The sequence below is a fragment of the Campylobacter sp. CFSAN093259 genome, from assembly GCF_012889985.1.
Lineage (GTDB): Bacteria > Campylobacterota > Campylobacteria > Campylobacterales > Campylobacteraceae > Campylobacter_D > Campylobacter_D jejuni.
This window is the reverse complement of the sequence record NZ_CP040617.1, coordinates 384,834-409,518: the sequence shown is the minus strand read 5'-3', so window position 1 is coordinate 409,518 and position 24,685 is coordinate 384,834. Positions and strand designations below refer to the sequence as shown.

The 24,685-nt window shown below is 33.3% G+C and carries 23 protein-coding genes, 2 tRNA genes, 3 rRNA genes and 1 pseudogene; 6 read left to right on the top strand and 23 right to left on the bottom strand.

The features are described 5' to 3' along the window. Position 1: 1 nt before the first annotated feature. The 6 genes from sdhB to gpmI all read right to left on the bottom strand — a co-directional run bounded on the left by sdhB (position 2) and on the right by gpmI (position 5,847). On the bottom strand, positions 2 to 967 hold the full coding sequence (gene sdhB, locus FBF20_RS02145; protein ID WP_002889654.1) for an 8-methylmenaquinol:fumarate reductase iron-sulfur subunit: 966 nt from the start codon (positions 965 to 967) through the stop codon (positions 2 to 4). After that, entirely contained in the window at positions 964 to 2,799 is a 1,836-nt protein-coding gene (gene sdhA, locus FBF20_RS02140; protein WP_168952597.1) for an 8-methylmenaquinol:fumarate reductase flavoprotein subunit, read from the bottom strand. Before sdhA ends, sdhB begins: the two co-directional genes overlap by 4 nt. Before the next feature lie 337 nt (positions 2,800 to 3,136). Beyond that, complete coding sequence (locus FBF20_RS02135; RefSeq protein WP_010891857.1) at positions 3,137 to 3,547, bottom strand: pyridoxamine 5'-phosphate oxidase family protein; 411 nt, start codon at positions 3,545 to 3,547, stop codon at positions 3,137 to 3,139. A 6-nt stretch (positions 3,548 to 3,553) separates the two neighbouring features. Further along, complete coding sequence (gene fabG / locus FBF20_RS02130; protein WP_002858551.1) at positions 3,554 to 4,297, bottom strand: 3-oxoacyl-ACP reductase FabG; 744 nt, start codon at positions 4,295 to 4,297, stop codon at positions 3,554 to 3,556. Further along, the gene (locus tag FBF20_RS09095; RefSeq protein ID WP_002869268.1) at positions 4,287 to 4,385 is read right to left on the bottom strand and encodes a hypothetical protein; all 99 of its coding nucleotides are present in this window, start codon (positions 4,383 to 4,385) and stop codon (positions 4,287 to 4,289) included. The genes fabG and FBF20_RS09095 overlap by 11 nt, the downstream gene beginning before the upstream one ends. Then, entirely contained in the window at positions 4,369 to 5,847 is a 1,479-nt protein-coding gene (gpmI, locus tag FBF20_RS02125) for a 2,3-bisphosphoglycerate-independent phosphoglycerate mutase (RefSeq protein WP_002858599.1), read from the bottom strand. The genes FBF20_RS09095 and gpmI overlap by 17 nt, the downstream gene beginning before the upstream one ends. Positions 5,848 to 5,926: 79 nt before the next feature. Here gpmI and mraY point away from each other — a divergent pair, with 79 nt between their 5' ends. Both mraY and murD read left to right on the top strand, forming a co-directional pair. Beyond that, positions 5,927 to 6,988, top strand: coding sequence for a phospho-N-acetylmuramoyl-pentapeptide-transferase (mraY, locus tag FBF20_RS02120; protein ID WP_002858494.1), 1,062 nt, complete (start codon positions 5,927 to 5,929; stop codon positions 6,986 to 6,988). Beyond that, entirely contained in the window at positions 6,988 to 8,196 is a 1,209-nt protein-coding gene (gene murD / locus FBF20_RS02115) for a UDP-N-acetylmuramoyl-L-alanine--D-glutamate ligase (protein WP_168952596.1), read from the top strand. Before mraY ends, murD begins: the two co-directional genes overlap by 1 nt. A gap of 195 nt (positions 8,197 to 8,391) precedes the next feature. On the opposite strand, the gene rrf is transcribed toward murD, so the two are convergent. The 7 genes from rrf to FBF20_RS02080 form a co-directional block, all read right to left on the bottom strand. Further along, a 5S ribosomal RNA gene (gene rrf, locus FBF20_RS02110) occupies positions 8,392 to 8,508 on the bottom strand. 255 nt (positions 8,509 to 8,763) lie between these two features. After that, positions 8,764 to 11,670: ribosomal RNA gene (locus tag FBF20_RS02105) — 23S ribosomal RNA — on the bottom strand. A gap of 529 nt (positions 11,671 to 12,199) precedes the next feature. Continuing rightward, a tRNA-Ile gene (locus FBF20_RS02100) sits at positions 12,200 to 12,276 on the bottom strand. An 8-nt stretch (positions 12,277 to 12,284) separates the two neighbouring features. After that, positions 12,285 to 12,360 (bottom strand) — tRNA-Ala (locus FBF20_RS02095). A 102-nt stretch (positions 12,361 to 12,462) separates the two neighbouring features. After that, positions 12,463 to 13,975, bottom strand: a 16S ribosomal RNA gene (locus tag FBF20_RS02090). Together the 16S, 23S and 5S rRNA genes with 2 tRNA genes alongside form the textbook arrangement of a ribosomal RNA operon. Before the next feature lie 464 nt (positions 13,976 to 14,439). After that, positions 14,440 to 15,177: a hypothetical protein gene (locus tag FBF20_RS02085; RefSeq protein ID WP_002868719.1), complete on the bottom strand. Its 738-nt coding sequence runs from the start codon at positions 15,175 to 15,177 to the stop codon at positions 14,440 to 14,442. Then, entirely contained in the window at positions 15,170 to 16,396 is a 1,227-nt protein-coding gene (locus tag FBF20_RS02080) for a membrane protein (RefSeq protein ID WP_002868718.1), read from the bottom strand. The genes FBF20_RS02085 and FBF20_RS02080 overlap by 8 nt, the downstream gene beginning before the upstream one ends. Before the next feature lie 127 nt (positions 16,397 to 16,523). Here FBF20_RS02080 and FBF20_RS02075 point away from each other — a divergent pair, with 127 nt between their 5' ends. Further along, positions 16,524 to 17,108: a YigZ family protein gene (locus tag FBF20_RS02075; protein ID WP_002858665.1), complete on the top strand. Its 585-nt coding sequence runs from the start codon at positions 16,524 to 16,526 to the stop codon at positions 17,106 to 17,108. 43 nt (positions 17,109 to 17,151) lie between these two features. Here FBF20_RS02075 and FBF20_RS02070 read toward each other — a convergent pair whose 3' ends face one another. The 6 genes from FBF20_RS02070 to FBF20_RS02045 form a co-directional block, all read right to left on the bottom strand. Next, complete coding sequence (locus FBF20_RS02070; protein WP_002858752.1) at positions 17,152 to 17,535, bottom strand: hypothetical protein; 384 nt, start codon at positions 17,533 to 17,535, stop codon at positions 17,152 to 17,154. Positions 17,536 to 17,609: 74 nt separating this feature from the next. Further along, on the bottom strand, positions 17,610 to 17,945 hold the full coding sequence (locus tag FBF20_RS02065) for a hypothetical protein (protein ID WP_002859498.1): 336 nt from the start codon (positions 17,943 to 17,945) through the stop codon (positions 17,610 to 17,612). Continuing rightward, positions 17,935 to 19,512: an ABC-F family ATP-binding cassette domain-containing protein gene (locus tag FBF20_RS02060; protein WP_002858735.1), complete on the bottom strand. Its 1,578-nt coding sequence runs from the start codon at positions 19,510 to 19,512 to the stop codon at positions 17,935 to 17,937. The genes FBF20_RS02065 and FBF20_RS02060 overlap by 11 nt, the downstream gene beginning before the upstream one ends. Before the next feature lie 129 nt (positions 19,513 to 19,641). Further along, positions 19,642 to 20,058 carry a hypothetical protein gene (locus FBF20_RS02055; protein ID WP_002824822.1) on the bottom strand — a complete coding sequence of 139 codons (417 nt, stop codon included), beginning with the start codon at positions 20,056 to 20,058 and terminating at the stop codon, positions 19,642 to 19,644. A gap of 12 nt (positions 20,059 to 20,070) precedes the next feature. Continuing rightward, positions 20,071 to 20,703: a toxin-antitoxin system YwqK family antitoxin gene (locus FBF20_RS02050; RefSeq protein ID WP_002818736.1), complete on the bottom strand. Its 633-nt coding sequence runs from the start codon at positions 20,701 to 20,703 to the stop codon at positions 20,071 to 20,073. A gap of 8 nt (positions 20,704 to 20,711) precedes the next feature. Continuing rightward, on the bottom strand, positions 20,712 to 20,939 hold the full coding sequence (locus FBF20_RS02045; RefSeq protein ID WP_002858641.1) for a superinfection immunity protein: 228 nt from the start codon (positions 20,937 to 20,939) through the stop codon (positions 20,712 to 20,714). Positions 20,940 to 21,107: 168 nt separating this feature from the next. Between FBF20_RS02045 and FBF20_RS02040 the strand changes: the two genes are divergently transcribed. Together FBF20_RS02040 and FBF20_RS02035 are read left to right on the top strand one after the other, a co-directional pair. Then, complete coding sequence (locus FBF20_RS02040; protein WP_002858725.1) at positions 21,108 to 21,317, top strand: transcriptional regulator; 210 nt, start codon at positions 21,108 to 21,110, stop codon at positions 21,315 to 21,317. 88 nt (positions 21,318 to 21,405) lie between these two features. After that, the gene (locus tag FBF20_RS02035) at positions 21,406 to 22,335 is read left to right on the top strand and encodes a hypothetical protein (protein ID WP_223209688.1); all 930 of its coding nucleotides are present in this window, start codon (positions 21,406 to 21,408) and stop codon (positions 22,333 to 22,335) included. Between the two features lie 4 nt (positions 22,336 to 22,339). On the opposite strand, the gene FBF20_RS02030 is transcribed toward FBF20_RS02035, so the two are convergent. Together FBF20_RS02030 and FBF20_RS02025 are read right to left on the bottom strand one after the other, a co-directional pair. Next, positions 22,340 to 22,912 carry a YceI family protein gene (locus FBF20_RS02030; RefSeq protein WP_002855621.1) on the bottom strand — a complete coding sequence of 191 codons (573 nt, stop codon included), beginning with the start codon at positions 22,910 to 22,912 and terminating at the stop codon, positions 22,340 to 22,342. Between the two features lie 73 nt (positions 22,913 to 22,985). After that, positions 22,986 to 23,348 carry an HIT family protein gene (locus tag FBF20_RS02025; RefSeq protein WP_002858673.1) on the bottom strand — a complete coding sequence of 121 codons (363 nt, stop codon included), beginning with the start codon at positions 23,346 to 23,348 and terminating at the stop codon, positions 22,986 to 22,988. A 107-nt stretch (positions 23,349 to 23,455) separates the two neighbouring features. On the opposite strand from FBF20_RS02025, the gene FBF20_RS02020 reads away from it, so the two are divergent. After that, a complete protein-coding gene (locus tag FBF20_RS02020; RefSeq protein WP_002858642.1) occupies positions 23,456 to 24,160 on the top strand; it encodes a putative metalloprotease CJM1_0395 family protein in 705 nt (234 codons plus the stop codon). 123 nt (positions 24,161 to 24,283) lie between these two features. Here FBF20_RS02020 and FBF20_RS02015 read toward each other — a convergent pair whose 3' ends face one another. Together FBF20_RS02015 and FBF20_RS08855 are read right to left on the bottom strand one after the other, a co-directional pair. Then, the gene (locus tag FBF20_RS02015) at positions 24,284 to 24,430 is read right to left on the bottom strand and encodes a hypothetical protein (protein ID WP_002858682.1); all 147 of its coding nucleotides are present in this window, start codon (positions 24,428 to 24,430) and stop codon (positions 24,284 to 24,286) included. A gap of 31 nt (positions 24,431 to 24,461) precedes the next feature. Beyond that, positions 24,462 to 24,548 (bottom strand): annotated as a pseudogene (locus FBF20_RS08855) (hypothetical protein); the annotation flags it as partial. Between the last annotated feature and the right edge of the window lie 137 nt (positions 24,549 to 24,685).

Sequence of the window (24,685 nt, the reverse complement as noted above, 5' to 3'; positions counted from 1 at the left end):
TTTACTCCTTAACAGCAGCTTCTTGTGCCGCCTTTATCATTTTAACCAAATCTTTATACCCTTCTATTTCACCCTCGCCAAAAACATGCATAGGATTCATTTTTCCTGCACGCATAAGTTTAAAAGCTATATCTGTTTTACCCATAGAACCTATAACACCCTCAGAACGCAAAGCAAGATAAATTTCATTCAAGCGTCCTGAACCTTCAACTAAATCTTTATAAAAAGCTTCAGCATGATCAGGCCCTAAGCCTTCATTTAAACCTTTTTTAATCGCCATCACTCTTAAATTTGCTATATCACTTACTGAACTTATACCCTTTGGACAACGATCAGCGCACTCTTGACAATGAACACAAAGCCAAAGTCCATTCATTACGCTGGGTTTTACATGCAACATAGGATCCTTACCTCGAGAGTCCGCCGCTGCACGCCAAGCATGAGTAAAAACAAAAGGTTGCATATAATCGCTACTATCTGCTTCTAATTTATTACACTCTGAAGCACAGCTACCACATAAAATACAATCCCATTGCTTGCTAATACGATCAAATTCTTCTTGACTTTGTTTACAGCCCTTTTCCGCTGAAAATTCATTTTTTGCCACCATGGCAGGACGAATTTTTCTTAAATTTTCTATAGAAGGTTCCCAATCCACAATTAAATCAGAAATTACTCTAAAATTTCCAAGCGGAGAAATGCGTATACTTGAAGGATTATCATATTCTTTTAACAAATCTTGCATTTTAGTATCACAAGCAAGATAAGAATGCCCATTCACACGAACTGCACAAGCCCCACAAATTGCAGATTGACAAGAGGCGGTAAAATTTAAAGTAATATCTTTTGTTTTTTTGATAAAAAGCAAAAGAGAGAGCAGAGTTTTTCCTTGTATATCCTTATCATCAATATCATAACTTTGTTCATATTTTTCCTTGCCATTAAAACGATCTATGATAATTTTCATTGTACTCTCCTTCCATCAAGTGAAAACTCAGTTACCACGACATCTTTATAACTAAGTTTTAATTCATCATTTTCTAAATTTACAATGCTATGTTTTAAGAAATTTTTATCATCTCGCTTTGGATAATCTTCTCTAGTATGAGCCCCACGGCTTTCAAGTCTATTTCTAGCTGCTAAACAAGCACAGCGAGAAAGTAAAATCAAATTACCAAGCTCTACATAATCTGTAAAAGCAGTATTCATCACTTCATTAGGATTTGGAATACGAATTTTTTCATATCTCGCTTGTATATCTTCTAATTTTTTTGCTAGAAGATCGAGTTTTTCTTGAGTTCTAAAAATCCCCATATTATCCCAATTTTGACTTCCTAGCTCTTCTCGCAATTCATACATTTCTTGACCATTTCCGCCATTATTTGTAATTTCTTTAAATCTAACCTGCCATTTTTGAGCAAGTTTATGAGTTTTTGCCCCTTTTCCAAAACTTGCATCTTTAGCATAATTTGTCGCACCAATGCCTGCTAAATGCCCTGTTACAACTGCATCGGCTAAAGAATTTCCCCCTAGTCTATTAGCTCCATGTATAGAAATGCAAGAAGCTTCTCCACCTACATAAATTCCAGCAATTTTAGTACTCATATCTTCAAATTTAGCCACTTCAATTCCACCCATAGAATAATGCGCCGTTGGACGGATAGGTACAGGAGTATCTACTAAATCAATATTTTCAAAAAGCATTGCAGTGTGACGAATTTTTGGTAAATCTTTTAAAATTTTTTCTTTTCCTAAGTGGCGTACATCGCACAAAACATAAGCTCCAAGTCCCTCGCCATAACCTCTACCTTCACGAATTTCTGTTTCTATAGCACGCGCAACCACATCTCGCGGTGCAAGCTCCATTTTTTCATGGTAATTTTTCATAAAACGCTCACCACGATTATTTAAAAGATATCCCCCTTCACCGCGCGCCGCTTCTGTAATAAGAGTTCCACCATTTGCAACTCCTGTTGGGTGAAATTGTATCATCTCAGGATCTTCAAAACCAAGTCCTGCTCTAAGAGCAGCTGCCACACCATCTCCTGTGGCAATAAAAGGAGTTGAAGTTCTATTATAAAATATCCTTGTGTATCCCCCTGTAGCAATCACCAAAGCTTTGCATAACACAGGATAAATTCCACCGCTTTGTATATCTCTTAAAACGACACCCTCGCATTTTCCATCCACAACACCTATATCCAAAAGTTCATGATCCATTAAAAATTTCACACCACTACTAATAGCATCATCTAAACAAGAATGCATTAAAATATGACCTGTTTTATCTGCAGAATAGTTACAGCGTTTCTTAGAAGCTCCTCCCATTAAACGCTGAGCTACTCCACCTTGCTCATTTCTTGAAAACAAGGTTCCTATAAAATCCATATTAAAAATAGCCTTTCCAGCTAATTCGCAAAATTTTAAAGCCGCATCTTGATCTACCAAATAAGCTCCGCCTTTAATAGTATCATAAGCATGTAATTTATAGGAATCTCCATTAGAAAAATCAGTAACTCCATTAATTCCACCCTCTGCCATACAAGTTGCGTTACGCGATGGCATCATCTTTGTAGCTACTACAACGCTTAATTTTGGATTTTCTTTTCTCACTGCGGCTGCAGCACACAAACCTGCTCCACCTGATCCAATTACCAAAACATCGCAAGAAGGTAAATTTATATCTTTATCCATCTTAGATGAATCATCTAAAGCATAAACTCCACTTGAACTTGCAGCTAAAGCTCCTACACTAATACAGGCTGTTTTTATAAAATCTCTTCTAGAAAATTCACCCATATCATTCTCCTTATTTAAAAAAATTAATAATAATTTTTAATGTAAGTCAATCTTACATAACCGCATGCCAAAAATCCAAAAACAAACTCTCCTTTCAATATAAAATGGATTAAAAACAAATTTATAATTTAGTAAATATAAAAAAGCATAAGATAAGTAATCAAAGAAGATAGATGAATATAATAAAATAAATATTAAAAAATTTTTGCAATATATCATAATCTATTCCTTGCAAATTAAACGGAATGATTATACCTTAAAAAAATAACAAAAAGTTAATATTAATTAAGATAATATTTATCTTAATTAATATATAGTTAATAAAATTATCAAATCATTAAGCCTTAAAAAGCTTAAATTCTCCATTCATAAATTGCATTCTAGCGCTTAAATGATCAAGATAAAAAACTTCAAATTTTGGATTTTGCGGAGTTTCATAAAGATTTACAAGATAAGGATATTTTTTAAACATCATTTTTTTAACTTCTAAATTTGGTTCAAAAACCGCATTAGCTCTAAGTCTTAAAAAAGTCCCATCTTTTGCACAAGAACAAAATTCAATATCATTATAATTTTTTATATGCTTAAAAAGTCCTTTTGTATTTGCTGTGCAAAAATAAATTTTATCTCCCACAAGCAATGGACTTTGTATAGGACGCACTCTAGGATTTCCACAAGTTCCTAAAGTGGCTAAAAATGCTGGTGCATTATCATCTAAAAATTGTGCTATTTCTTTTAAATCCATCATTTTTCCTTACATATATAAACCACCATTGATCTTAAGCACATCGCCTGTCACATAAGAGGCATAATCACTAAGTAAAAACGCTACACAATTAGCTACTTCTTCAGGCTCTGCAAAGCGTTTTAAAGGGATATTATCTTGATAGGTTTGTTTGATTTCATTGCTTAAAACTTCAGTCATATCGCTTTTTATAAAACCTGGAGTTACGCAATTAAAGCGTAAATTTCTACTTGCTCCTTCTTTAGCAAAAGATTTAGTCATAGCTATCATTCCACCCTTACTAGCAGAATAATTTACTTGCCCAGCATTGCCCATTTCTCCGACAATAGAAGCGATATTTACAACAGCACCAAAGCGTTTTTTACTCATGGTTTTTAAAGCTTCTCTACAACCTAAAAAAGCTGAGCTTAAATTCGTATCCACAACGCCACTAAAGTCCTCTAATTTCATTCTTAAAGCAAGTTTATCATTTGTAACGCCTGCGTTATTTACAAGATAACTTAACTCTCCATCACTCTCAACTATAGTTTTTACGCCGTTTTCAAACTCATCTTCTTTGCTTGCATCAAATTTAATCACAGCAGCAACACCACCACTTGCAATAATTTCATCTTTTAAAGCATCTGCAAGTTCAGGTTTTGAACGATAATTGATCCAAACTTTAAGCCCAAAACCTGCCAAAGTTTTTGCGATAGAAGCACCTATTCCCTTACTTGCTCCAGTAATTAAAACATTTTTTCCACTAAATTTCATTATCTATCCTTAATAAGTTTAATTTTAAAAATTGCAATCTTAACAAATTTCTTATAAAAAAGGCAAACAAACTAAAATAAAGCCTCATTCATTTCTTTTGGAATTTCTAAGTCTAAAATTTTAAGCACGCTTGCAGCTATATTACTCAGCCCCATATTATCTTTAATCTTTGAAACTCCCCTTGCTTGCACAAAAACAAAAACATCAAAAGTGGTGTGATTGGTAAGCAAATTTCCTTTTTCATCTTGCATAGCCTCGCAATTTCCATGATCACTTGTAATGATAAAAGCATAATCATGCTTTTTTGCACATTCTAAAATCTCGCCTAAACAAGTATCCACCGCTTCAACAGCCTTTATAGTAGCATTAAAATCACCTGTATGTCCAACCATATCTCCATTTGCAAAATTTACCACTATAAAATCCTCACCCTTTTCTATGCCTTTTTTCACTGCATCACACACTTCAAAAGCACTCATTTGGGGTTTTTCATCATAAGTTTTTACCTTGGGGCTTGGGATTAAAACCCTTGTTTCATTTTCTAAAAGCTCTTCTTTTCCGCCATTAAAAAAGAAAGTTACATGGGCGTATTTTTCGGTTTCTGCGGTATGAAGCTGACTAAGCCCTGCTTTAGAAATCACTTGCGCTAAAGTATTTTCAATTTTTTCTTTTTCAAAAAGCACAGGGAGTTTAAATTTATCATCATAAACACTCATAGTAAGTAAATTTTCAAAGATTTTTTCGCGTTCAAACTCTTTAAAATCCTTAGAATTTAACACTTCAACAAGTTGTTTCATTCTATCATTTCTAAAGTTGATAAAGATAATGCCATCTTCTTCTCTCATGCCCTTGTAATTCTCATTTTGAGCTGCTTTGATAAACTCATCAGTAACATTTTCATCGTAAGATTTTTGTAGGTATTCTAATAAATTTGGCACTTTATAAGCCTTACCTAACAAGCACTCATAATACTCTTTTACCCTATCCCAACGCTTATCTCTATCCATAGCATAAAAACGCCCACAAAGCGTAGCAAAATGCACGCCTAAGTTTTCACAAAATTCTTTTAAATCTTTTATGAAATTTAAGCCACTTTTTGGACTTACATCACGCCCATCAGTGATTGCGTGAGCAAAAACTTCATTGCCATTTTTCGCACAAATTTCAAGCATGGCTTTAAAATGCGTATCCATAGAATGTACCCCGCCATCACTATAAAGCCCTATAATATGCACTCTTTTACATTTTGCTAAAAGTTTTTTTAAATTCTCATTTTTTTCAAGTTCTTTGTTTTCAATGGCTTTATTAATACGCACTAAATTTTGATAAATAATACGCCCACTTCCTATACACATATGCCCTACTTCACTATTTCCCATCTGCCCTTCTGGCAAACCTACAGCTAAACCACTCGTTTTTAGTAAAGAATTTGGGACTTCCTTAAAAAGCTTTTCATAACTTGGTTTTTTAGCTGCTTCAAAAGCATTAAACTTACTATTCTTATTATACCCTATTCCATCTGTAATAATTAAAACGCATTTTTGCTTCATTTTTCTCTCTTTTATAAGAATTTTTTTGGTTAGATTTTACTAAAATTAAACTTTTAAAAACCAAAAAGAAGGCTAGGTTTTGTATTATCTTTCAGATTTAAGTCATTATGCTTTTTTTACTTATATTAGTGTGCGTGCAGGATTTGCATTTTTTATCGCTTTATGTTTGTCTTTATTTTTAATGCCTAAATTTATTACTTGGGCAAAAGCTAAAAATGCTAGTCAACCTATTTACGAATACGCCCCAGAAACTCATAAAACCAAATGCCATACTCCAACCATGGGTGGGCTTATTTTCATCAGTTCTGCAGTAATCGCAAGTTTATTTTGTATCAAATTTGATAATATTTTTGCTATAAGTGCTTTACTTTGTTTGATACTTTTTTGTTTGATAGGACTCATAGATGATTTAGGCAAAGTTCTAAAAAAAGATAATCATTCAGGACTTAGTCCAAGAATGAAGCTTTTAGCACAAATCATCGCTGGACTTATCTGCATCTTACCTTTATATTTTAGTTCAGAGCTTAGCACGGAACTTTTTATACCTTTTTATAAACACCCTCTTTTTGATATGGAAATTTTTGCCATTGCTTTTTGGATTTTGGTTTTAATTTCTAGCTCTAATGCTGTAAATTTAACCGATGGACTTGATGGCTTAGCTACAGTTCCAGGCATTTTTTCTTTATCTACTTTAGGGATATTCTTATATTTGAGTGGAAATTTAAATTATAGTGAATATCTACTTTTGCCAAAAATTCAAGGACTTGGTGAAGTAGTGATTATTTGTGCAGCGCTAATTGGTGCTTTAATGGGATTTTTATGGTACAACTGTTATCCTGCACAAGTTTTTATGGGAGATAGTGGAAGTTTAGCTTTAGGTGGCTTTATAGGATTTTTAGCCGTTATTAGCAAAAATGAAATTTTACTTTTACTCATAGGTTTTGTTTTTGTTCTTGAAACTGTTTCTGTAATTTTACAAGTTGGAAGTTTTAAAATTTTTAATAAAAGAGTATTTAAAATGGCGCCTATTCATCATCATTTTGAAAAAGTTGGCTGGGTGGAAAATAAAATTATAGTGCGTTTTTGGATGATAGCCTTACTTTCAAATTTGCTTGCACTTGCATCAATAAAGCTAAGATAATGAAAATTTCACTTTTTGGATACGGAAAAACCACACGTGCTATTGCTGAAAATTTAGTAGATAAATTTGGACCTTTTGATATTTATGATGATCATTTTACAGAAACAAAAAAAGATACACTAGGAAATTTACTTTTAAATCCTAATGATTTTGATGATAATTTAAGCGATATTGAAATTCCTAGTCCAGGTTTTCCACCAAAGCACAAACTCATTCAAAAAGCAAAAAATTTACAAAGCGAATATGACTTTTTTTATGATATCATGCCAAAATCCGTTTGGATAAGCGGAACCAATGGCAAAACCACCACCACACAAATGGCTACACATTTATTATCACACATTGGTGCTGTTATGGGTGGAAATGTTGGAACTCCTTTAGCAGAGCTTAATCCTTATGCAAAACTTTGGATACTTGAAACTTCATCTTTTACCCTACACTACACTCATAAAGCTAAACCTGAAATTTATGCACTTTTACCTATAAGTCCTGATCATCTTTCTTGGCATGGAAGTTTTGATAATTATGTTCAAGATAAGCTAAGCGTTTTAAAAAGAATGAATGAATGTGATGTAGTAATACTGCCTAAAATTTATGCAAATACTCCAACAAAAGCTCATAAAATAAGCTATGAAGATGAAAAAGATCTAGCTGTTAAATTTGGCATTGATACGGAAAAAATTTCCTTTAAAAGTCCTTTTTTACTCGATGCTATCATGGCTTTAGCTATAGAAAAAATTTTACTTGATACTTTAAGCTATAAGCTTTTAAATAGCTTTGTAATGAAAAAAAATAAACTCGAAGAGCTTAAAGACAGTCAAAATAGGCTTTGGGTAAATGACACTAAAGCTACAAATGAAAGTGCTGTAATGGCTGCACTTAGTCGCTATAAAGATAAAAAAATCCATCTTATCATAGGGGGAGATGATAAGGGTGTAGATCTTAGCAATTTATTTGATTTTATGAAAGGATTTGATATAGAACTCTATGCTATAGGTATTAGTACCGAAAAAATGCTTGATTATGCAAAAAAAGCGAATTTGAAAGCCTATAAATGCGAAGTTTTATCTAAAGCTGTAAATGAAATTTCAAATCACTTAAGAGTCAATGAAGTAGCTCTTTTAAGTCCCGCTTGTGCAAGTTTAGATCAGTTCAACTCTTACGCAGAGCGTGGAAAAGTCTTTAAAGAATGTGTGAATAAAATTTAATTTATTTTACTTTTCATAGAAAATTTTAAATTTTATCCTTCTAGTATTTTCAAACCCCTAAAAACACCCTATTCTCTCTAAAAACCCTAACCAGCAGCAAACTCTTTTTTAAACACGATTCTAAGTATCATCTAAAACAACAATAAAAATAAACATAGGATTTATATATAAAGTAAGTAATGAAGACATTTAACAAGTCCGCAATGAGCTACTTTCCCCCTGCCAGTAAGGCGTAGTATCATCACCCACGATGTGCTTAGCTTCTTGGTTCGGGATGGAGCAAGGCGTTTCCACATCTGTATAATCACGGACATTGTTATTTAAATATTCTTTGAAAGATTGAATTTAAGAATAAAACTTAATCTTTTATTCCTTTACTTTTTTCTTTATTCTCTTTCTTCTTTTCTTATCTTTTATCTTTGATAAGTTTTTATATAGAATACTTAAAAAACAATGTTAAGAGCAAGTTCTAATACAAACTCTACTTGAAAGATTTCTATTAAACTCTAAATATTATCTATATTCAAAGTCTTCTTAAAAACCTTAACAAGGAAGTGATGCTTTATTAAAGATAAGCCAAACGCTCTATTAGTACTGGTCAGCTAAAGGACTTTCATCCATTACACACCCAGCCTATCAAACTAGTAGTCTTCTAGAGAGCTTAGAGAAGATTCATCTTAGAGTTGGCTTCACGCTTAGATGCTTTCAGCGTTTATCCTTTCCAAACTTAGCTACGCTGCGATGCTCTTGGCAGAACAACAGCTACACCAGTGGTTTGTTCAACCCGGTCCTCTCGTACTAGGGTCAAATCTCTTCAATCTTCTTACGCCCACGGCAGATAGGGACCGAACTGTCTCACGACGTTCTGAACCCAGCTCGCGTACCGCTTTAAATGGCGAACAGCCATACCCTTGGGACCTGCTCCAGCCCCAGGATGCGATGAGCCGACATCGAGGTGCCAAACCTCCCCGTCGATGTGAGCTCTTGGGGGAGATCAGCCTGTTATCCCCGGGGTACCTTTTATCCTTTGAGCGATGGCCCTTCCACACAGAACCACCGGATCACTAAGACCGACTTTCGTCTCTGCTTGACTTGTATGTCTTGCAGTTAAGCTGGCTTATACCTTTATACTCTACGAACGATTTCCAACCGTTCTGAGCCAACCTTTGTAAGCCTCCGTTATTATTTGGGAGGCGACCGCCCCAGTCAAACTACCCACCAGACATTGTCCCACTTGAGGATAACTCAAGCTGGTTAGCTACCCAAATAAGAAAGAGTGGTATCTCAACAATGGCTCATATACAACTGGCGTCATATACTCAAAGCCTCCCACCTATCCTGCACATTCTTATCCAAGTAGCAGTGTCAAGCTGTAGTAAAGGTCCACGGGGTCTTTCCGTCTTGCCGCGGGTAGGAGGAATTTTCACCTCCACTACAATTTCACTGGATCCCTCTTTGAGACAGCTCCCATCTCGTTACGCCATTCATGCAGGTCGGTATTTAACCGACAAGGAATTTCGCTACCTTAGGACCGTTATAGTTACGGCCGCCGTTTACTCGGGCTTCGATCAAGAGCTTCGCTAATGCTAACCCCATCAATTAACCTTCGAGCACCGGGCAGGCGTCACACCCTATACATCCTCTTACGAGTTAGCAGAGTGCTGTGTTTTTGGTAAACAGTCGGGAGGGACTCTTTGTTGTAAGTTTCCTTGCTTTCGGAGTAAATCCTAATACAAAGCTAACCACACCTTATACCGAAGATACGGTGCTATTTTGCAGAGTTCCTTAAAGAGAGTTCTTCCACGCGCCTTAGAATACTCATCCCACCCACCTGTGTCGGTTTACGGTACGGGCAACATTAGCTAAACTTAGAAACTTTTCTTGGCTCGACGGCATCAGGGGTTCTTCTATCCATCCGAAGACTTCAAAAAGCCTTTCAGTTCTCGGAGTATTGTTATACGGATTTGCCTGTATAACCTCCTACGACCTTAGACTAGCACTTCCATCCGCTAGCCCCCTTAGCCCTAAGCGTCCTTCCATCGCACACTAATGTTGGTATTGGAATATTAACCAATTTGCCATCGTCTACCCCTTTCGGACTCGACTTAGGACCCGACTAACCCTACGATGACGAGCATCGCGTAGGAAACCTTGGGTTTACGGCGTTAATGATTCTCACATTAATTATCGCTACTCATGCCTGCATGCTCACTTCTATTCGCTCCAGCACTCCTTACCGGTATACCTTCGACGCAAATAGAACGCTCTCCTACCACTTAGTAAACTAAGTCTACAGCTTCGGTACTTACTTTAGCCCCGTTATATTTTCCGCGCAAAATCACTAGACCAGTGAGCTATTACGCTTTCTTTAAAGGATGGCTGCTTCTAAGCCAACCTCCTGGTTGTTTAAGTAACTTCACATCGTTTTCCACTTAAGTAAGACTTAGGGACCTTAGCTGGTAGTCTGGGTTGTTTCCCTCTTGACGACGGATTTTATCACTCGCCGCCTGACTGCTGTGATTACATATAAGGTATTCGGAGTTTGATAGGGTTTGGTACATTGGTGTATGCCCTAGCCCATTCAGTGCTCTACCCCCTTATATTACGACACAACGCTATACCTAAATATATTTCGGAGAGAACCAGCTATCACGAAGTTTGATTGGCCTTTCACCCCTATCCACAAGTCATCCCGGGGCTTTTCAACGCCTATGGGTTCAGTCCTCCACTAGTTCTTACACTAGCTTCAACTTGCTCATGGATAGATCACTTCGTTTCGGGTCTGCAGCATCTGACTAAGCGCCCTATTCAGACTCGCTTTCGCTACGGCTTCGCGTTTGCTTAACCTTGCCAGACACCACAACTCGCAGGCTCATTATGCAAAAGGCAGTCCATCACCCTGTATTGCTACATAGGGCTCTGAATGATTGTAAGCAAATGGTTTCAGGTTCTATTTCACTCTGATCACCTCAGTTCTTTTCACCTTTCCCTCACGGTACTTGTGCACTATCGATCTGGTATTAGTATTTAGGGTTGGATCGTGGTCGACCCGGATTCAGACAGGATTCCTCGTGTCCCGCCCTACTCAGGATACTGCTAGCTAAGGTTTGTTTTTCGCATACGGGACTATCACCCTCTATGGTTATACTTTCCAGAATGTTCTGCTAAACTTACCTCTTGCACATTGCAGTCCTACAACCCCCAGTGCAAGCACTGGGTTTGCCCTCTTGCGCTTTCGCTCGCCGCTACTGACGCAATCTCTATTGATTTCTTTTCCTGAGGGTACTAAGATGTTTCAATTCCCCTCGTTCGCTCCTATATAGGTAATGTATATCTCTATACATTGGGTTGCCCCATTCGGAAATCTACGGATCAAAGCTTCTTGACAGCTCCCCGTAGCTTATCGCAGTCTAGTACGTCCTTCATCGCCTTTACCAGTCAAGGCATCCACCATTCGCTCTTAGTAGCTTACCTTTTTTTACCTTTTATTATTGATTCTAAAACGCATCACTTCCTTGTTAAAGTTTTTATGATAAGACTTCTTTATCTTAAGACGGAAAGCATTCAAACACTTAATATAAAACTAAATGATTTAGTCTCAACTAAGCTGTGAGTTTGAAACTTGTCTTTAATTTATAATCCTTAAATCCAATATTCTCTTTATTCATAGAAATAAAGACAGCTAAAAGTTAAGTTAAACTAAAGAAAAGATAAATAGGTTTTATCCTTTAACAAGTCCTGTAAAATTGTTTTTATTAAAACTTGCTTGTGACTCTTAACAATGATAATTAAAAAGAACATTTAGGTTTAAAACCTAAAGGAAGTATATATATTAACATAATCATTATAAATATAAATGTATATGCTACTTATATCTATTAAAGTATATTCTTTTATAGTTAAAGATAAAAAATAAATCTAAGTATAGAGTTTATATTTTATATTTAATCTATTTTATATACTTGCTTTAGATTTTAAAGCTTCTTTATTCAAATCTTTTTTATGGTGGGCCTAACAAGACTTGAACTTGTGACCTCACCCTTATCAGGGGTGCACTCTAACCAGCTGAGCTATAGGCCCTTAATAAATGGTGGAGAATAGCGGGATCGAACCGCTGACCTCCTGCGTGCAAAGCAGGCGCTCTCCCAGCTGAGCTAATTCCCCATAAACAATTAGCTTTATCATCAATCTTTGAAATCTAAACAAGAATCAATTGAGTTTATATATTGAAGTAATAGTTGTGAGACTTATTACTTTGTACTCTAGAAAGGAGGTGATCCAACCGCAGGTTCTCCTACGGTTACCTTGTTACGACTTCACCCCAGTCGCTGATTCCACTGTGGACGGTAACTAGTTTAGTATTCCGGCTTCGAGTGAAATCAACTCCCATGGTGTGACGGGCGGTGAGTACAAGACCCGGGAACGTATTCACCGTAGCATGGCTGATCTACGATTACTAGCGATTCCGGCTTCATGCTCTCGAGTTGCAGAGAACAATCCGAACTGGGACATATTTTATAGATTTGCTCCACCTCGCGGTATTGCGTCTCATTGTATATGCCATTGTAGCACGTGTGTCGCCCTGGGCATAAGGGCCATGATGACTTGACGTCGTCCACACCTTCCTCCTCCTTACGAAGGCAGTCTATTTAGAGTGCTCGGCCGAACCGTTAGCAACTAAATACGTGGGTTGCGCTCGTTGCGGGACTTAACCCAACATCTCACGACACGAGCTGACGACAGCCGTGCAGCACCTGTCTCTAAGTTCTAGCAAGCTAGCACCCTCTTATCTCTAAAAGGTTCTTAGGATATCAAGCCCAGGTAAGGTTCTTCGCGTATCTTCGAATTAAACCACATGCTCCACCGCTTGTGCGGGTCCCCGTCTATTCCTTTGAGTTTTAATCTTGCGACCGTACTCCCCAGGCGGTACACTTAATGCGTTAGCTGCATTACTGAGATGACTAGCACCCCAACAACTAGTGTACATCGTTTAGGGCGTGGACTACCAGGGTATCTAATCCTGTTTGCTCCCCACGCTTTCGCGCCTTAGCGTCAGTTGAGTTCCAGCAGATCGCCTTCGCAATGGGTATTCTTGGTGATATCTACGGATTTTACCCCTACACCACCAATTCCATCTGCCTCTCCCTCACTCTAGACTATCAGTTTCCCAAGCAGTTTAATGGTTAAGCCATTAGATTTCACAAGAGACTTGATAATCCGCCTACGCGCCCTTTACGCCCAGTGATTCCGAGTAACGCTTGCACCCTCCGTATTACCGCGGCTGCTGGCACGGAGTTAGCCGGTGCTTATTCCTTAGGTACCGTCAGAATTCTTCCCTAAGAAAAGGAGTTTACGCTCCGAAAAGTGTCATCCTCCACGCGGCGTTGCTGCGTCAGGGTTTCCCCCATTGCGCAATATTCCCTACTGCTGCCTCCCGTAGGAGTCTGGACCGTGTCTCAGTTCCAGTGTGACTGATCATCCTCTCAGACCAGTTAAGCGTCATAGCCTTGGTAAGCCATTACCTTACCAACTAGCTGATACTATATAGTCTCATCCTACACCGAAAAACTTTCCCTACTCAACTTGTGTTAAGCAGGAGTATAGAGTATTAGCAGTCGTTTCCAACTGTTGTCCTCTTGTGTAGGGCAGATTAACTATACCTTACTCACCCGTGCGCCACTAATCCACTTCTAGCAAGCTAAAAGCTTCATCGTTCGACTTGCATGTATTAGGCACGCCGCCAGCGTTCACTCTGAGCCAGGATCAAACTCTCCATAAAAAATTATAGATAGTTTAATCTTTTTCTTCAAAGAAAAAGTTATGAAAGATTAAAAGAAAAGTTTTTAATCTTTTTAATTATTAGATTGAATAGATTTTACATAATTGCTTATGCCTAAATCTGTTCTGGCTCAATCGATCACTTATTTAGATTTCAAAGATTGACTAATAAGATTTGAATAACAATACTAATTTAAAAGAACAAAACAAAAAATCATTTTTAAAAGAAAAGTTTTTAAATTAAAAAACAAGATTTATAAAAAAGCTTTTAGTTTATAAGACAAAAACCAAAAGAGTTAATTTATAAAATCTACTAAGCTAGTGAAACTTTATAATTTAAAAGATTTTAAGTCCTTTTTTCAAAAAAGGAAATGAAAGTATAACCAATTAAACTTAAAAGGGGATTAAACAAAGGATTAAATAGTATAAATATTTGTGTAAGTATTTATATAAGTATAATGGGGGCTATATTTTAGAGCACTCGTAATTTTTATTTTTTATATTAACAAATTGACTTTTAAGTGTTTTAAAATCTGGAATATAAACATAACCGCTAAGCGTATCTATAACGATACAAAGAGCATGCTTTTTTGATAACAAACGTATAATGCAATCTGAATTATTCTTTGCTAAAGTTTTTTCATAGGCATAATTGGCATTTTTTAACGGAGAATACACTCTGCCCATTTCATCAAATACTAATCTAGTAAATCCTGAACAAGATCCTTTGAATTCAACCTTTTCTATTCCGAATCTTTTTGTAAGATTAAATCTTTGTGTAGTTTTTTCATCATCTTTACTAATAACTCCACTTTGACCTGAATTCATTAATTTGTTATGATTGATTACATCAACAGCAATTTCTCTATCTATATTGATTTCAGTTTTACCTAAATTAGCATTTCCATCGCCATTTTTATCCAAGAAAATAGTATATGTTTGATCATAACCTGTGGCAGCTGATTTTATAAAATAAATCTGCCATTTACTTTTAAACCACTCTCTTTTTGCAATAGTCAACTCATCAACTCTTATACCTTCTTGCATCATGGCTAAACTTTGGGTATATTGGATATCATTAAGAATTTGTATCGCACCTTCTAGTAGATTGTCTTTTTTTAAGTAAAGACTGCCTAAATTAAAAACTATACCTAAAATGAGAATTATAAACACAAATTCCAACAAACTGAAAGCTTTAATCATAGTTTAAAATCTGATATACTTTTTCATATTTTCCAAGTTTTACTTTAACAATTTTTTTGTCCATATCATGCTTATCGGCTTGTTTTAAAGCTTTTAAATAAAACTTATTGCTATTTTTTATTCCATAAAATCGCAATCTTTTTTGCAAACTTGGGGCTGTTGCAAGCTCTAAAACATCTTGTTTTTTTAATTCTAGTGCCAATTCTTTAGCAAAATGATAATTATTGGCAAAATGACGATTTGGATTGTTTATAAAATAATACAATAATTGATTAGCGACGATTAAAAAGTAACAAAATATCAAAAAAATTATAGAACATTCTATAAAGATTTTATACCTTAATCGAAAAACTGGTAATCTCACCCTATAACTTTGCATTAAAGTTTTTATAAGCAAAGGAGTGCAAATAACACAAAAAGGCAAAAAATCATCTAAAAAAAGTTTTTGTCTTAAAGAAAGCAACAAACAAAATACAAATGTTACGCTCATTAAAAACCATAATAAATTTTTATATTTTTGAAAAGTCAAACGATAAATAGTATAAAAAAAATACACAAAAACCAAAGGAGAAAAACATGCAGCAAAAATTCCTAAGGTATCTAAAAAATAACCTCTTGGACGACCACCTGTATCAAAACCATAAAAACTGATACTCGCTCCAAACAAAACAAGAGATAAGGTAAATAAAATAGCATTTCTTTTATAAATCCCAAAAAAGAAAAAAGTTAAAAATAAAATATTAAAAGATTTATCAACAAATAATACTATAATCAATAATATATAAAAAAGCCATTTTTTTTCATATTCGTAAGCACATAATATAGCAAGGGTTAAAAAAATCACCAAAGATGCGGCATTAACCAGTAAAGCACTTGCAACAGTACCCGGCAATAAAACAAATAACAATAAAGAAAAAAAAGCATCAATTTTAGTTTTAGTATATTTTAAAGCTAGCAAATACAAAAGCAAACAACTTAAAAAATGAAAAAATAAAAAAGGAAGCCTTAAACCAAAATCATTTTGCCCAAAAATAAAAGTTCCAAAATGAGATATATAATAAAGCAAACTATGAGAAAAAATAAGTGATTTACCCTGCTCACCAAAATAAATATCAGCTTCATCAGCACTAATACTCAGTGTTGAAGTTCCATAAAGCAAAGCCAACAAATCAAGACTAAGTAAAATGATGATAAGTTTATAATTTTTGATTTTTTCCATAATGAAAATTTTACAAAATTAAACTTAAAATATCAATGCAAATCATACAAATATCAAATATCTTAAAAATTAACATCAAATTGATTTTAGTTTTTATAAGTATAATTTTAAATAAAAGAAGGCAAAAATGCAAACTATTGATCAAATTTTTCAAACACAAATCGATATTAAAAAATCTACTTTCTTATCTTTTCTTTGCCCTTTTAAAGATTTTAAATTTTTAATAGAAACACTAAAAAAAGAACATCCAAAAGCCGTTCATTTTGTCTATGCTTATCGTGTTTTAAATGATTTCAATCAAATTGTAGAAGATAAAAGTGATGATGGAGAGCCTAAAGGAACTTCTGGAATGCCAACTTTAAATGTTCTAAGGGGCTATGATCTTATCAATGCGGCTTTAATCACTGTAAGATATTTTGGCGGTATAAAACTTGGTACAGGGGGACTTGTAAGAGCTTATAGCGATGCAGCAAATGCTGTGATAAATAATTCTTCTTTACTTTCATTCGAATTGAAAAAAAATACAACCATTGCTATTGATTTAAAAAATTTAAATCGTTTTGAACATTTTTTAAAAACTTATTCTTTTAATTTCACAAAAGATTTTAAGGATTGCAAAGCTATATTACATATCAAATTAAATGAAAAAGAGGAGCAAGAATTTGAAATTTTTTGTAAAAATTTTGCACCTTTTGAAATAGAGAAATTATAAATTCTTGCAAGTAAATATAAAAGCTCCAAAATGGAGCTTTTGATTAAATTGCGTTCAATAAATCATTTAACAAAGTATTATTCTTACTTTGTTCATTTGCACCTTGTTGTGTAAGATCATTATGAACGCTAGCACTTTGAGCTCTCATAGACAGCTCGCCTTCATTTTGTCTAAAACGATAAGCGTAAACATTTGACATTTGAGCATAATTACTTAAATTTGAATTTGAGTTTTGCGCATTGCTTTGAAAACTACTGCTAGAATTTAAAGCATCTCCGCTTGACTTCTCATCCGCCTTATTTAACATATCCATAAAATCAGAATCTCCAGATGAAGAATAATCTTCAATCTGTTTATCCACCTGTTTATACTGACCACTAATAGCATCGTATTCATACGAGCTAATCGTTCTATAATTTACCTGCATAGTTTTCTCCTTTCAAAATATGCAAAAACTATACAAGCAAAAAGCGTTCCTTTTTATGTAAAAATTAATGTTTTTTAATCATGGTGAGTAGGCAAATGCTCCACATCAAGCTCATTGTTGGCTATAAATTCCTCCTTGGCTTTTTTACAGTTTTCATCACGCATTTTGCGGTATTCATTGCGAATGGTGATTTCTTTATCGCTTAGAGGTCTATCTTCTAAAAAACTGATATGAAAATAAGTATCATCGCTCTTTGAATAAGTTTTATAAAAATCTATATAGTCAAAATAATCCTTGCCATTATCAAACTCTACGACCTCTTCTATATAAATCGTAGGTCCAAAACCCTTGTGATTTTGCGTATAGTGCCCAAAACCTGCGCTGTATTGAATTCTAAATTTAGCCATCATTTTCTCCTAAAAATTCTTGATAAGTTCCACGAAAATCCGTAAGCTTACCATTTTCTAAATGCCAAATTCTATTAGCAAAAGCAGAAACTAACTCCCTATCGTGGCTGATACAAAGCACTACACCTTTGAAATTATACAAAGCTTCACCTAGTGCAATAATACTTTCAAGATCTAAATGGTTATCAGGCTCATCTAAAAGCAAGAAATTTGGACGCTCTAGCATTAAACGAGAAAGCATTAAACGGTGTTTTTCACCCCCACTTAAACTTGCTGCCATCTTTTCTTGATCACTGCCACTAAAAAGCATTCTACCTAAACACTTACGGATTTCATCTAGATCTTTAAATTTTTCACTCATCAACCATTCATAAAGTTTCAAATTTTCACAAATTAAATTACTTGTATCTTGAGGAAAATATCCAAGCTCTATAGTTGCCCCAAGATGTATGGATCCACTATCTGGACTTATAGCATGGGCGATGATTTTTGCCAAAGTACTTTTGCCCACACCATTTGCCCCAATCAAAGCGATTTTATCATTTTTTTCTATTTTTAGCTCCAAATTTGAAAACAATTGTTTATCATAAGCCTTGCCTATACCTTTAATTTCTAAAACTTCATTACCTATTTCACGATTAGTTCTAAATACTATACTAGGATCTCTACGGCTTGAAATTTTAATCTCTTCAAGCTCTAGTTTTTCAAGCGCCTTAGCACGGCTTGTGGCTTGTTTTGCTTTAGAAGCATTTGCACTAAAACGGCGAATGAAATTTTCTAATTCTTCTCTTTCTTTTAAGGTTTTATCGCGTTTAAGCTCAGCTTGTTTTGCCAAAAGCGTTGAAGCCATATACCAATCATCATAATTTCCCGCAAAATCACGAATTTGTTTAAAATCCACATCCAAAATCCTTGTGCAAATTTTATTTAAAAAATGCCTATCATGAGAGATGACAACCAAAGTTCCTTCATGTCTTAAAAGTTCATTTTCAAGCCAAGAAATCGCCTCTAAATCAAGGTTATTTGTAGGCTCATCTAAAAAAAGCGCATCGGCACCTAAAAACAAAACTTGAGCTAACAAAACTTTAAATTTATCCGCACTTTGTAAGGTGCTCATTAAAGCATCGAAATCTTTAATCTTTAAAGAACTTAAAATTTTTTCACAACGTGTTTCACAATCATAATTTGGATCTTCTTCAGCCGTTATTATCTCAAGCTCACCTAAACGCTCATTGATCTCATCAGTAAATTCCTCGCTCATATAAAGCTTTTCTTTTTCTTTTAAGGCCTCATATAAACGCTTATTTGCACACATCACTGCATCTTTGATGGTGTAGTTTTCAAAAGCAAATTGATCCTGTCCTAAAACTGCGATTTTCAAGCCTTCATCAAATACTATTTCACCACTACTTGACTCAATTTCTCCTGAAAGAATTTTCAAAAAAGTCGATTTTCCCGCACCATTAGCACCGATAAGTCCGTATCTTTGTCCTCGAACAAGTTTTAAATTAACATTTTCAAATAAAAGCTGATTTGCAAAACGCATAGTAAGATTTTTTACTTCAACCATGATTTTCCTTAAATTTTTTACTTATAAAAATTTTTAAGAAATTGTATCAAAAAAAGACTTGAAATTAATTGAGTATAAAATATTAGTAAGTCATGAAATTAATTCTATTGACTTACTTTAATAAAAATATTATTGGAAATCTCCATTGATATAAGTTATATCTGTAATTTTCACTTGATTTATGTTAGAAACCTTATAAACAACACTCCAAAGACCTTTTCTCTGTTCCCCTTTTAATGCAGCATTAATCGTAGCCATACAAGAATCAAAATTAAGATCAAAATTTGAAATGGAATTAATTTCGATCATATCAGTGTAATTTACCATTCCATCATGCTTGGCTATTTCCTTGAGGCCTTTTGCATAATCTTCATAATCAATCCCTTGGGCTTTAAGTCCGGATAATTCATAAAGATTTTTAAAAATTTCACTAGGAATTTTTTCTTTAAGATTTGAAACAACTGCCGTATTATCACATTTGTCTAATGAGTTGGCCTGAAGCAAGGCAAACCCCATTAAGAAAAATAAAATTACTTTTTTAAACATATCTAAACTCCTCTAATTTTTAGGTTTTGCTACTAAAATACCATTTTTATATTCTTCTTCTCTTACAATCTCCCCTTTTTTATATTCTCTAAAGACTCCATTTTTAAGTCCATTTTTATAATTTTCTTCGTCTTCTAAGGCGCCATTTTCATCATAACGCTTTTGTACTCCATCAAATTTACCTTTATTATCAAAATTATAATCACACATTAAAGTTCCATTTTCATAATATTCCTTGTAATTACCTTCAAATTCTGGCATACCATCTTCATTATAGCCAAGTAGTTTTCCCTTTGCTCTCATATTTCCATTCTCATAATAGCTTGCAAAATCACCATATCCGCGATTATCTTTAAAATGCACCTCCTCAAGTAATTGCCCATTTCTAGAATATTCCCTGCTAATTCCATCTTTTTTTCCATTTTTATAATTTTCTTCAGCTCTTAGCTGACCATTGTCATAAAAAGCTCTTTTTAACCCATGTATTCTTGAATCTTTATTATAGGGAATTTCTTCTTTTAAATTTCCATTTGGATATTTGTTTTGCTGAACTCTAGCCACATCACTAGGTTGTCCAGGAAAATCACTTCCACAACCACTTAACAACATCGCAATTAAACTACAAATGCTTAAAAATTTTGTCATTTTTTCTCCTATTTCTCATTTTTTTCTTTAATAATAATAGTTTGCTTAAAACTTCCCGTAAAAGACCATATTAAACAAACAAGCCAAACAATAATAGTCCAACCAAAAAACAAATTTAGCAAAGAAATTATCAGCCAATTAGAATGCTTTCTGCTCAAACCAATAATAGCGGGCAACATGTATAATATAAACAATAATATTGTTACAAAAATAGACCCGCCACTTGCACCTTCCATGTAATTCTCCTTAAATAAAAATTTTATAAAAACTATTATTCCATACTATAACTTAATTAATATTGAAATATTAAATATATTTTATATAAAAGATTGAATATTTCAAGTGTTTTTAATAAAGAAATTTTAATGTAAAATTTTTTAAAGGCTAAATTTTTAAGGTAAAAAATGACAAAAAAGAGCAAGCGTGATATGGCATATGAACTAGACATTGATGTTAGCACTTTATATAATTGGAGAAAATATAAACCCAATTTATATCGTATTGTTATGCTTGGCTTTAAATTTGATGAACTTTTAGATAATAGCAAAAAAACTCATGAAGAATTACTCCATATAGAACAAACCATACAAGATGAAATTGCTAAATTTAAATAAAATCCGCTTTTAAGCTTTTTTCTATACAATTATCACTTTTATTAAAATCAAGGATTTGATAATGTTTTTATTAGATTTTTTAATATCATTGAGTTTTATTTTTGAAATTTCAGCACTTGTATTATCCTTTTACTTTAAAAATTCAAAAATTTTCTTTTTAACTTTAGTGCTATTAGGAGCCAAGTTGCCTTATTTTTATACAAGTTTTTTTCAAGCTAATTTATTTGTAGCTTTATTTTTACCTATGATTTTTACTCTATTTTGCGTTGGAAAACATCATGTTTTAATTTTAAATAAAAAAAATATCGCTTCAATTACAACCCTTATTTTTATAGGCATTTTAAGTATCATTTTACCTAGAAATACTACTTTTAATAGTGCTGGTTTAGAATTTCATTTTATTGCATTAGATTTTTTTAAACCTGTGAGTGAATTAGGATTTTTATTTTTTTTAGTCGGCTTAATACTCATTTTTATCAAAACCTTTAAAACTAAAGAATATTATCTTCTTATCGCATTTTTTACTGCGTATTTTCAATTTTTATTCCAAGAAGGAGCAGGAATAAGATATTTTGAATTTGCAAGTTTGGTTTTTTGTTTTTATCTTTTAAATCACGCTTATAGGTTAGCTTTTTTTGACACCTTAACAAAGCTACCCAATGAAAAAAGCCTTACACGCTTTACAAAAGGAAAAAACAACTATATCATTGCCTTGCTTCATTTTAATGAACTAAAAGATACCAAAGAAAGCTATACCAAACTCATTTTAAAACAAATTGCAAAAATTTTAAAACGCTTTAGAGCAAAAATTTTTATCGTAGAAAATGATTTTATTTTAATTTTTAATGATAAAAATCAAGCTTTAAATCATCTTGCTTTTTTAGAATCCACCTTGAAAAACACGGAATTTAATTTAGAAAATGAAAATTTTAAACCGGATTTTAAATTGATTTGGCAAGAAAGTGAAGAAAATTTGGATAAAAATTTACAAAGTCTAAGAGCAAGACTCTTAGACTAAAAAATTATTTTTCGTTCGCTTCAACTTCGATATTTAAATTAATATCATCACTTAAAGTAATAGTTGAAGTACTTGTTGCAAATTTAAAATCAGAGCGTTTGATTTTTCCATTTAAAGAAAATCCTATTTTTTCTTTTCCATCTTTGCCTTTAGCTACACCGCCGATTTCAGCATCTAAAACGATATCTTTAGAAACTCCAGCTATAGTTAAAGTTCCTGTCATTTTGCCTTTTTCATTATCGATTTTTTCATATTTTTTCATTGTAAAAGTCATATCAGGATATTTTTTTGCTTTGAAAAAATCATCTTGTTGTAAGTGATTATCTCTTGTTTGATTTTCTGTATTTACAGATGCGATTTTTATAGTTACATCAAGCTTTTTAAATTCAGCACTCGCAGGATCAAAATCAATCACCGCAGAATAATCTTTGAAATTTCCTTTTACATTGCTAATTTGTAAATGTTTGATTTTAAAACCTACATCTGTATGTGCTTTATCTAAAGTATATTCTTTAGCAAACAAACCTGTGCTTAACAAAGACACCGCAACCAATGAACTCAATAAAACTTTTTTCATTTTTTTCCTTTTTTATAGTAATTTTCAATATAAAAATTTTATTAGATAAAACATAACAAATCATTAATAAAAATCAAAAAATTTTACTATTTAAAAATTTTACAAATTCTTCAAATTTAGGCAAATCAAGCTTTATTGTTTCTCTTTGCTGTTTTCCCCACATACACTCTGGAAAAAACGCATCTTCTTTAAATCTTGCCATAACATGAAAATGCACCCTTGGCACATAATTTGCAAAAGAGGCGATATTGATTTTTTCAGGTTTGTAAAATTCTATCATAGCCTTTTCACAAAATAAAATTTTTTCAAAAAGTTCCTTTTGCAACTCTAAAGGACAATCGCTAAATTCTTTATAAATTTCTTTAGTAAAAATTTTAAGCCAAGGCACTTGAGCCTCCTCTTTCTCTATATAAATCAAATCATTTTCATAAATCATTACATTCCTTTGAAATTGTATTTATGATTATTTTACAAAATTTATCAAATTTTTAAGTCAAAATGCGTTAAAATTCCTAAAAATTTAAAAAACAAAAAGAAGGATAAATGCAAATTAGTTCAAGTTATAACTCTTATGATTACTACTCTAGCAAACCTTCTTTTGATAAAACAAATCAATCTGATTCCACTCAAAAAGATGAAAAAAATCTTAGTGAAAATAAAGATGATAAAGAAAAAAATGGCGAACAAACCCAAATGGTTAATGGCGTAGAGCTAAGCCAAAAAGAAGTAGCTCAAGTTCGCGAACTCCAAAGTATCGATAGAAATGTAAAGGCTCATGAAGCTGCACATCAAGCAGCGGGTGGCGGCTTAGCAGGTGCTGCAAGTTTTACTTACACAAGAGGCCCTGATAATCAAATGTATGCTACAGCGGGCGAAGTTCCTATCAGCATGCAAAAAGGAAACACACCAGAAGAAACTATAGCCAATGCAAGACAAATCGCAGCAGCAGCTATGGCTCCTGCTGATCCTAGCCCACAAGACTATAAAGTTGCAGCAAATGCTACAAAAATGGAATTTGAAGCAAGAGCTGAAGCAATGAAACTTAAAGCCGAAGAAGCCAAAGAAAAAGAAGAAGAAAATAAAGAAAAAGATGACAAAAATTCAGAAAATAGCTTAGAAAAAACAGATAAAGATTCAAAAAACAACGATAAAAATTCAAATTTTGATAAAGACTTTAAAAATCTTGTCACTAGAACTTATCAACAAAATTCACAAAATAACGACATTAAATTCAGCATCGCATCTTAAAATTCTTAATTTAAATAAAAAAATTATGCCAATCTTCCTTATAAATAAAGCTTTGTTTTAAAACTAAACGGACATGTCTAAAAATTTATTTTTTTATTATCTGCTTTATCTGTATTTGTAGAATTACTTTGCTCTTCTTTTTTGGCTTCTACTTTTTTTTGTACCTTCTTGCTGTTCCATAAGCTTTAAAGTATCATATATTTGATGAACTTCCTTAGGCATACATTTATGGAAACGATGACTTGAATTTGCATGTAAAATATTTAACATTTTTTATCCTTTTTATAATTTAAATTTTTGCATTTTCAATACTTTCATCTCTAATTTTAGTAAGTGTCTGCAGAGGATTATTTCCAAAATATCTATTAAAAGAACTTAAAGTAATCATCTTGCATACCACCCTCCAAGAGCAGACTACATTTGCCTTTTTGTATAATTGTAGTTTGAATAAGAATTTATACCATTAATCATTTTTGCCTTCCTTGATATTATATACTATATCGGAAGAAAATTAAAAATTTATAA

Bases quoted from the DNA above. Each gene is read 5' to 3' on its own strand.
- sdhB (WP_002889654.1), bottom strand. From the start codon at position 967: ATGAAAATTATCATAGATCGTTTTAATGGCAAGGAAAAATATGAACAA.
- sdhA (WP_168952597.1), bottom strand. From the start codon at position 2,799: ATGGGTGAATTTTCTAGAAGAGATTTTATAAAAACAGCCTGTATTAGT.
- FBF20_RS02135 (WP_010891857.1), bottom strand. From the start codon at position 3,547: ATGATGGATTTAAAAGAAATAGCACAATTTTTAGATGATAATGCACCA.
- fabG (WP_002858551.1), bottom strand. From the start codon at position 4,297: ATGAAATTTAGTGGAAAAAATGTTTTAATTACTGGAGCAAGTAAGGGA.
- FBF20_RS09095 (WP_002869268.1), bottom strand. From the start codon at position 4,385: ATGAGGCTTTATTTTAGTTTGTTTGCCTTTTTTATAAGAAATTTGTTA.
- gpmI (WP_002858599.1), bottom strand. From the start codon at position 5,847: ATGAAGCAAAAATGCGTTTTAATTATTACAGATGGAATAGGGTATAAT.
- murD (WP_168952596.1), top strand. From the start codon at position 6,988: ATGAAAATTTCACTTTTTGGATACGGAAAAACCACACGTGCTATTGCT.
- FBF20_RS02085 (WP_002868719.1), bottom strand. From the start codon at position 15,177: ATGATTAAAGCTTTCAGTTTGTTGGAATTTGTGTTTATAATTCTCATT.
- FBF20_RS02080 (WP_002868718.1), bottom strand. From the start codon at position 16,396: ATGGAAAAAATCAAAAATTATAAACTTATCATCATTTTACTTAGTCTT.
- FBF20_RS02075 (WP_002858665.1), top strand. From the start codon at position 16,524: ATGCAAACTATTGATCAAATTTTTCAAACACAAATCGATATTAAAAAA.
- FBF20_RS02070 (WP_002858752.1), bottom strand. From the start codon at position 17,535: ATGCAGGTAAATTATAGAACGATTAGCTCGTATGAATACGATGCTATT.
- FBF20_RS02065 (WP_002859498.1), bottom strand. From the start codon at position 17,945: ATGATGGCTAAATTTAGAATTCAATACAGCGCAGGTTTTGGGCACTAT.
- FBF20_RS02060 (WP_002858735.1), bottom strand. From the start codon at position 19,512: ATGGTTGAAGTAAAAAATCTTACTATGCGTTTTGCAAATCAGCTTTTA.
- FBF20_RS02055 (WP_002824822.1), bottom strand. From the start codon at position 20,058: ATGTTTAAAAAAGTAATTTTATTTTTCTTAATGGGGTTTGCCTTGCTT.
- FBF20_RS02050 (WP_002818736.1), bottom strand. From the start codon at position 20,703: ATGACAAAATTTTTAAGCATTTGTAGTTTAATTGCGATGTTGTTAAGT.
- FBF20_RS02045 (WP_002858641.1), bottom strand. From the start codon at position 20,939: ATGGAAGGTGCAAGTGGCGGGTCTATTTTTGTAACAATATTATTGTTT.
- FBF20_RS02040 (WP_002858725.1), top strand. From the start codon at position 21,108: ATGACAAAAAAGAGCAAGCGTGATATGGCATATGAACTAGACATTGAT.
- FBF20_RS02030 (WP_002855621.1), bottom strand. From the start codon at position 22,912: ATGAAAAAAGTTTTATTGAGTTCATTGGTTGCGGTGTCTTTGTTAAGC.
- FBF20_RS02025 (WP_002858673.1), bottom strand. From the start codon at position 23,348: ATGATTTATGAAAATGATTTGATTTATATAGAGAAAGAGGAGGCTCAA.
- FBF20_RS02020 (WP_002858642.1), top strand. From the start codon at position 23,456: ATGCAAATTAGTTCAAGTTATAACTCTTATGATTACTACTCTAGCAAA.
- FBF20_RS02015 (WP_002858682.1), bottom strand. From the start codon at position 24,430: ATGTTAAATATTTTACATGCAAATTCAAGTCATCGTTTCCATAAATGT.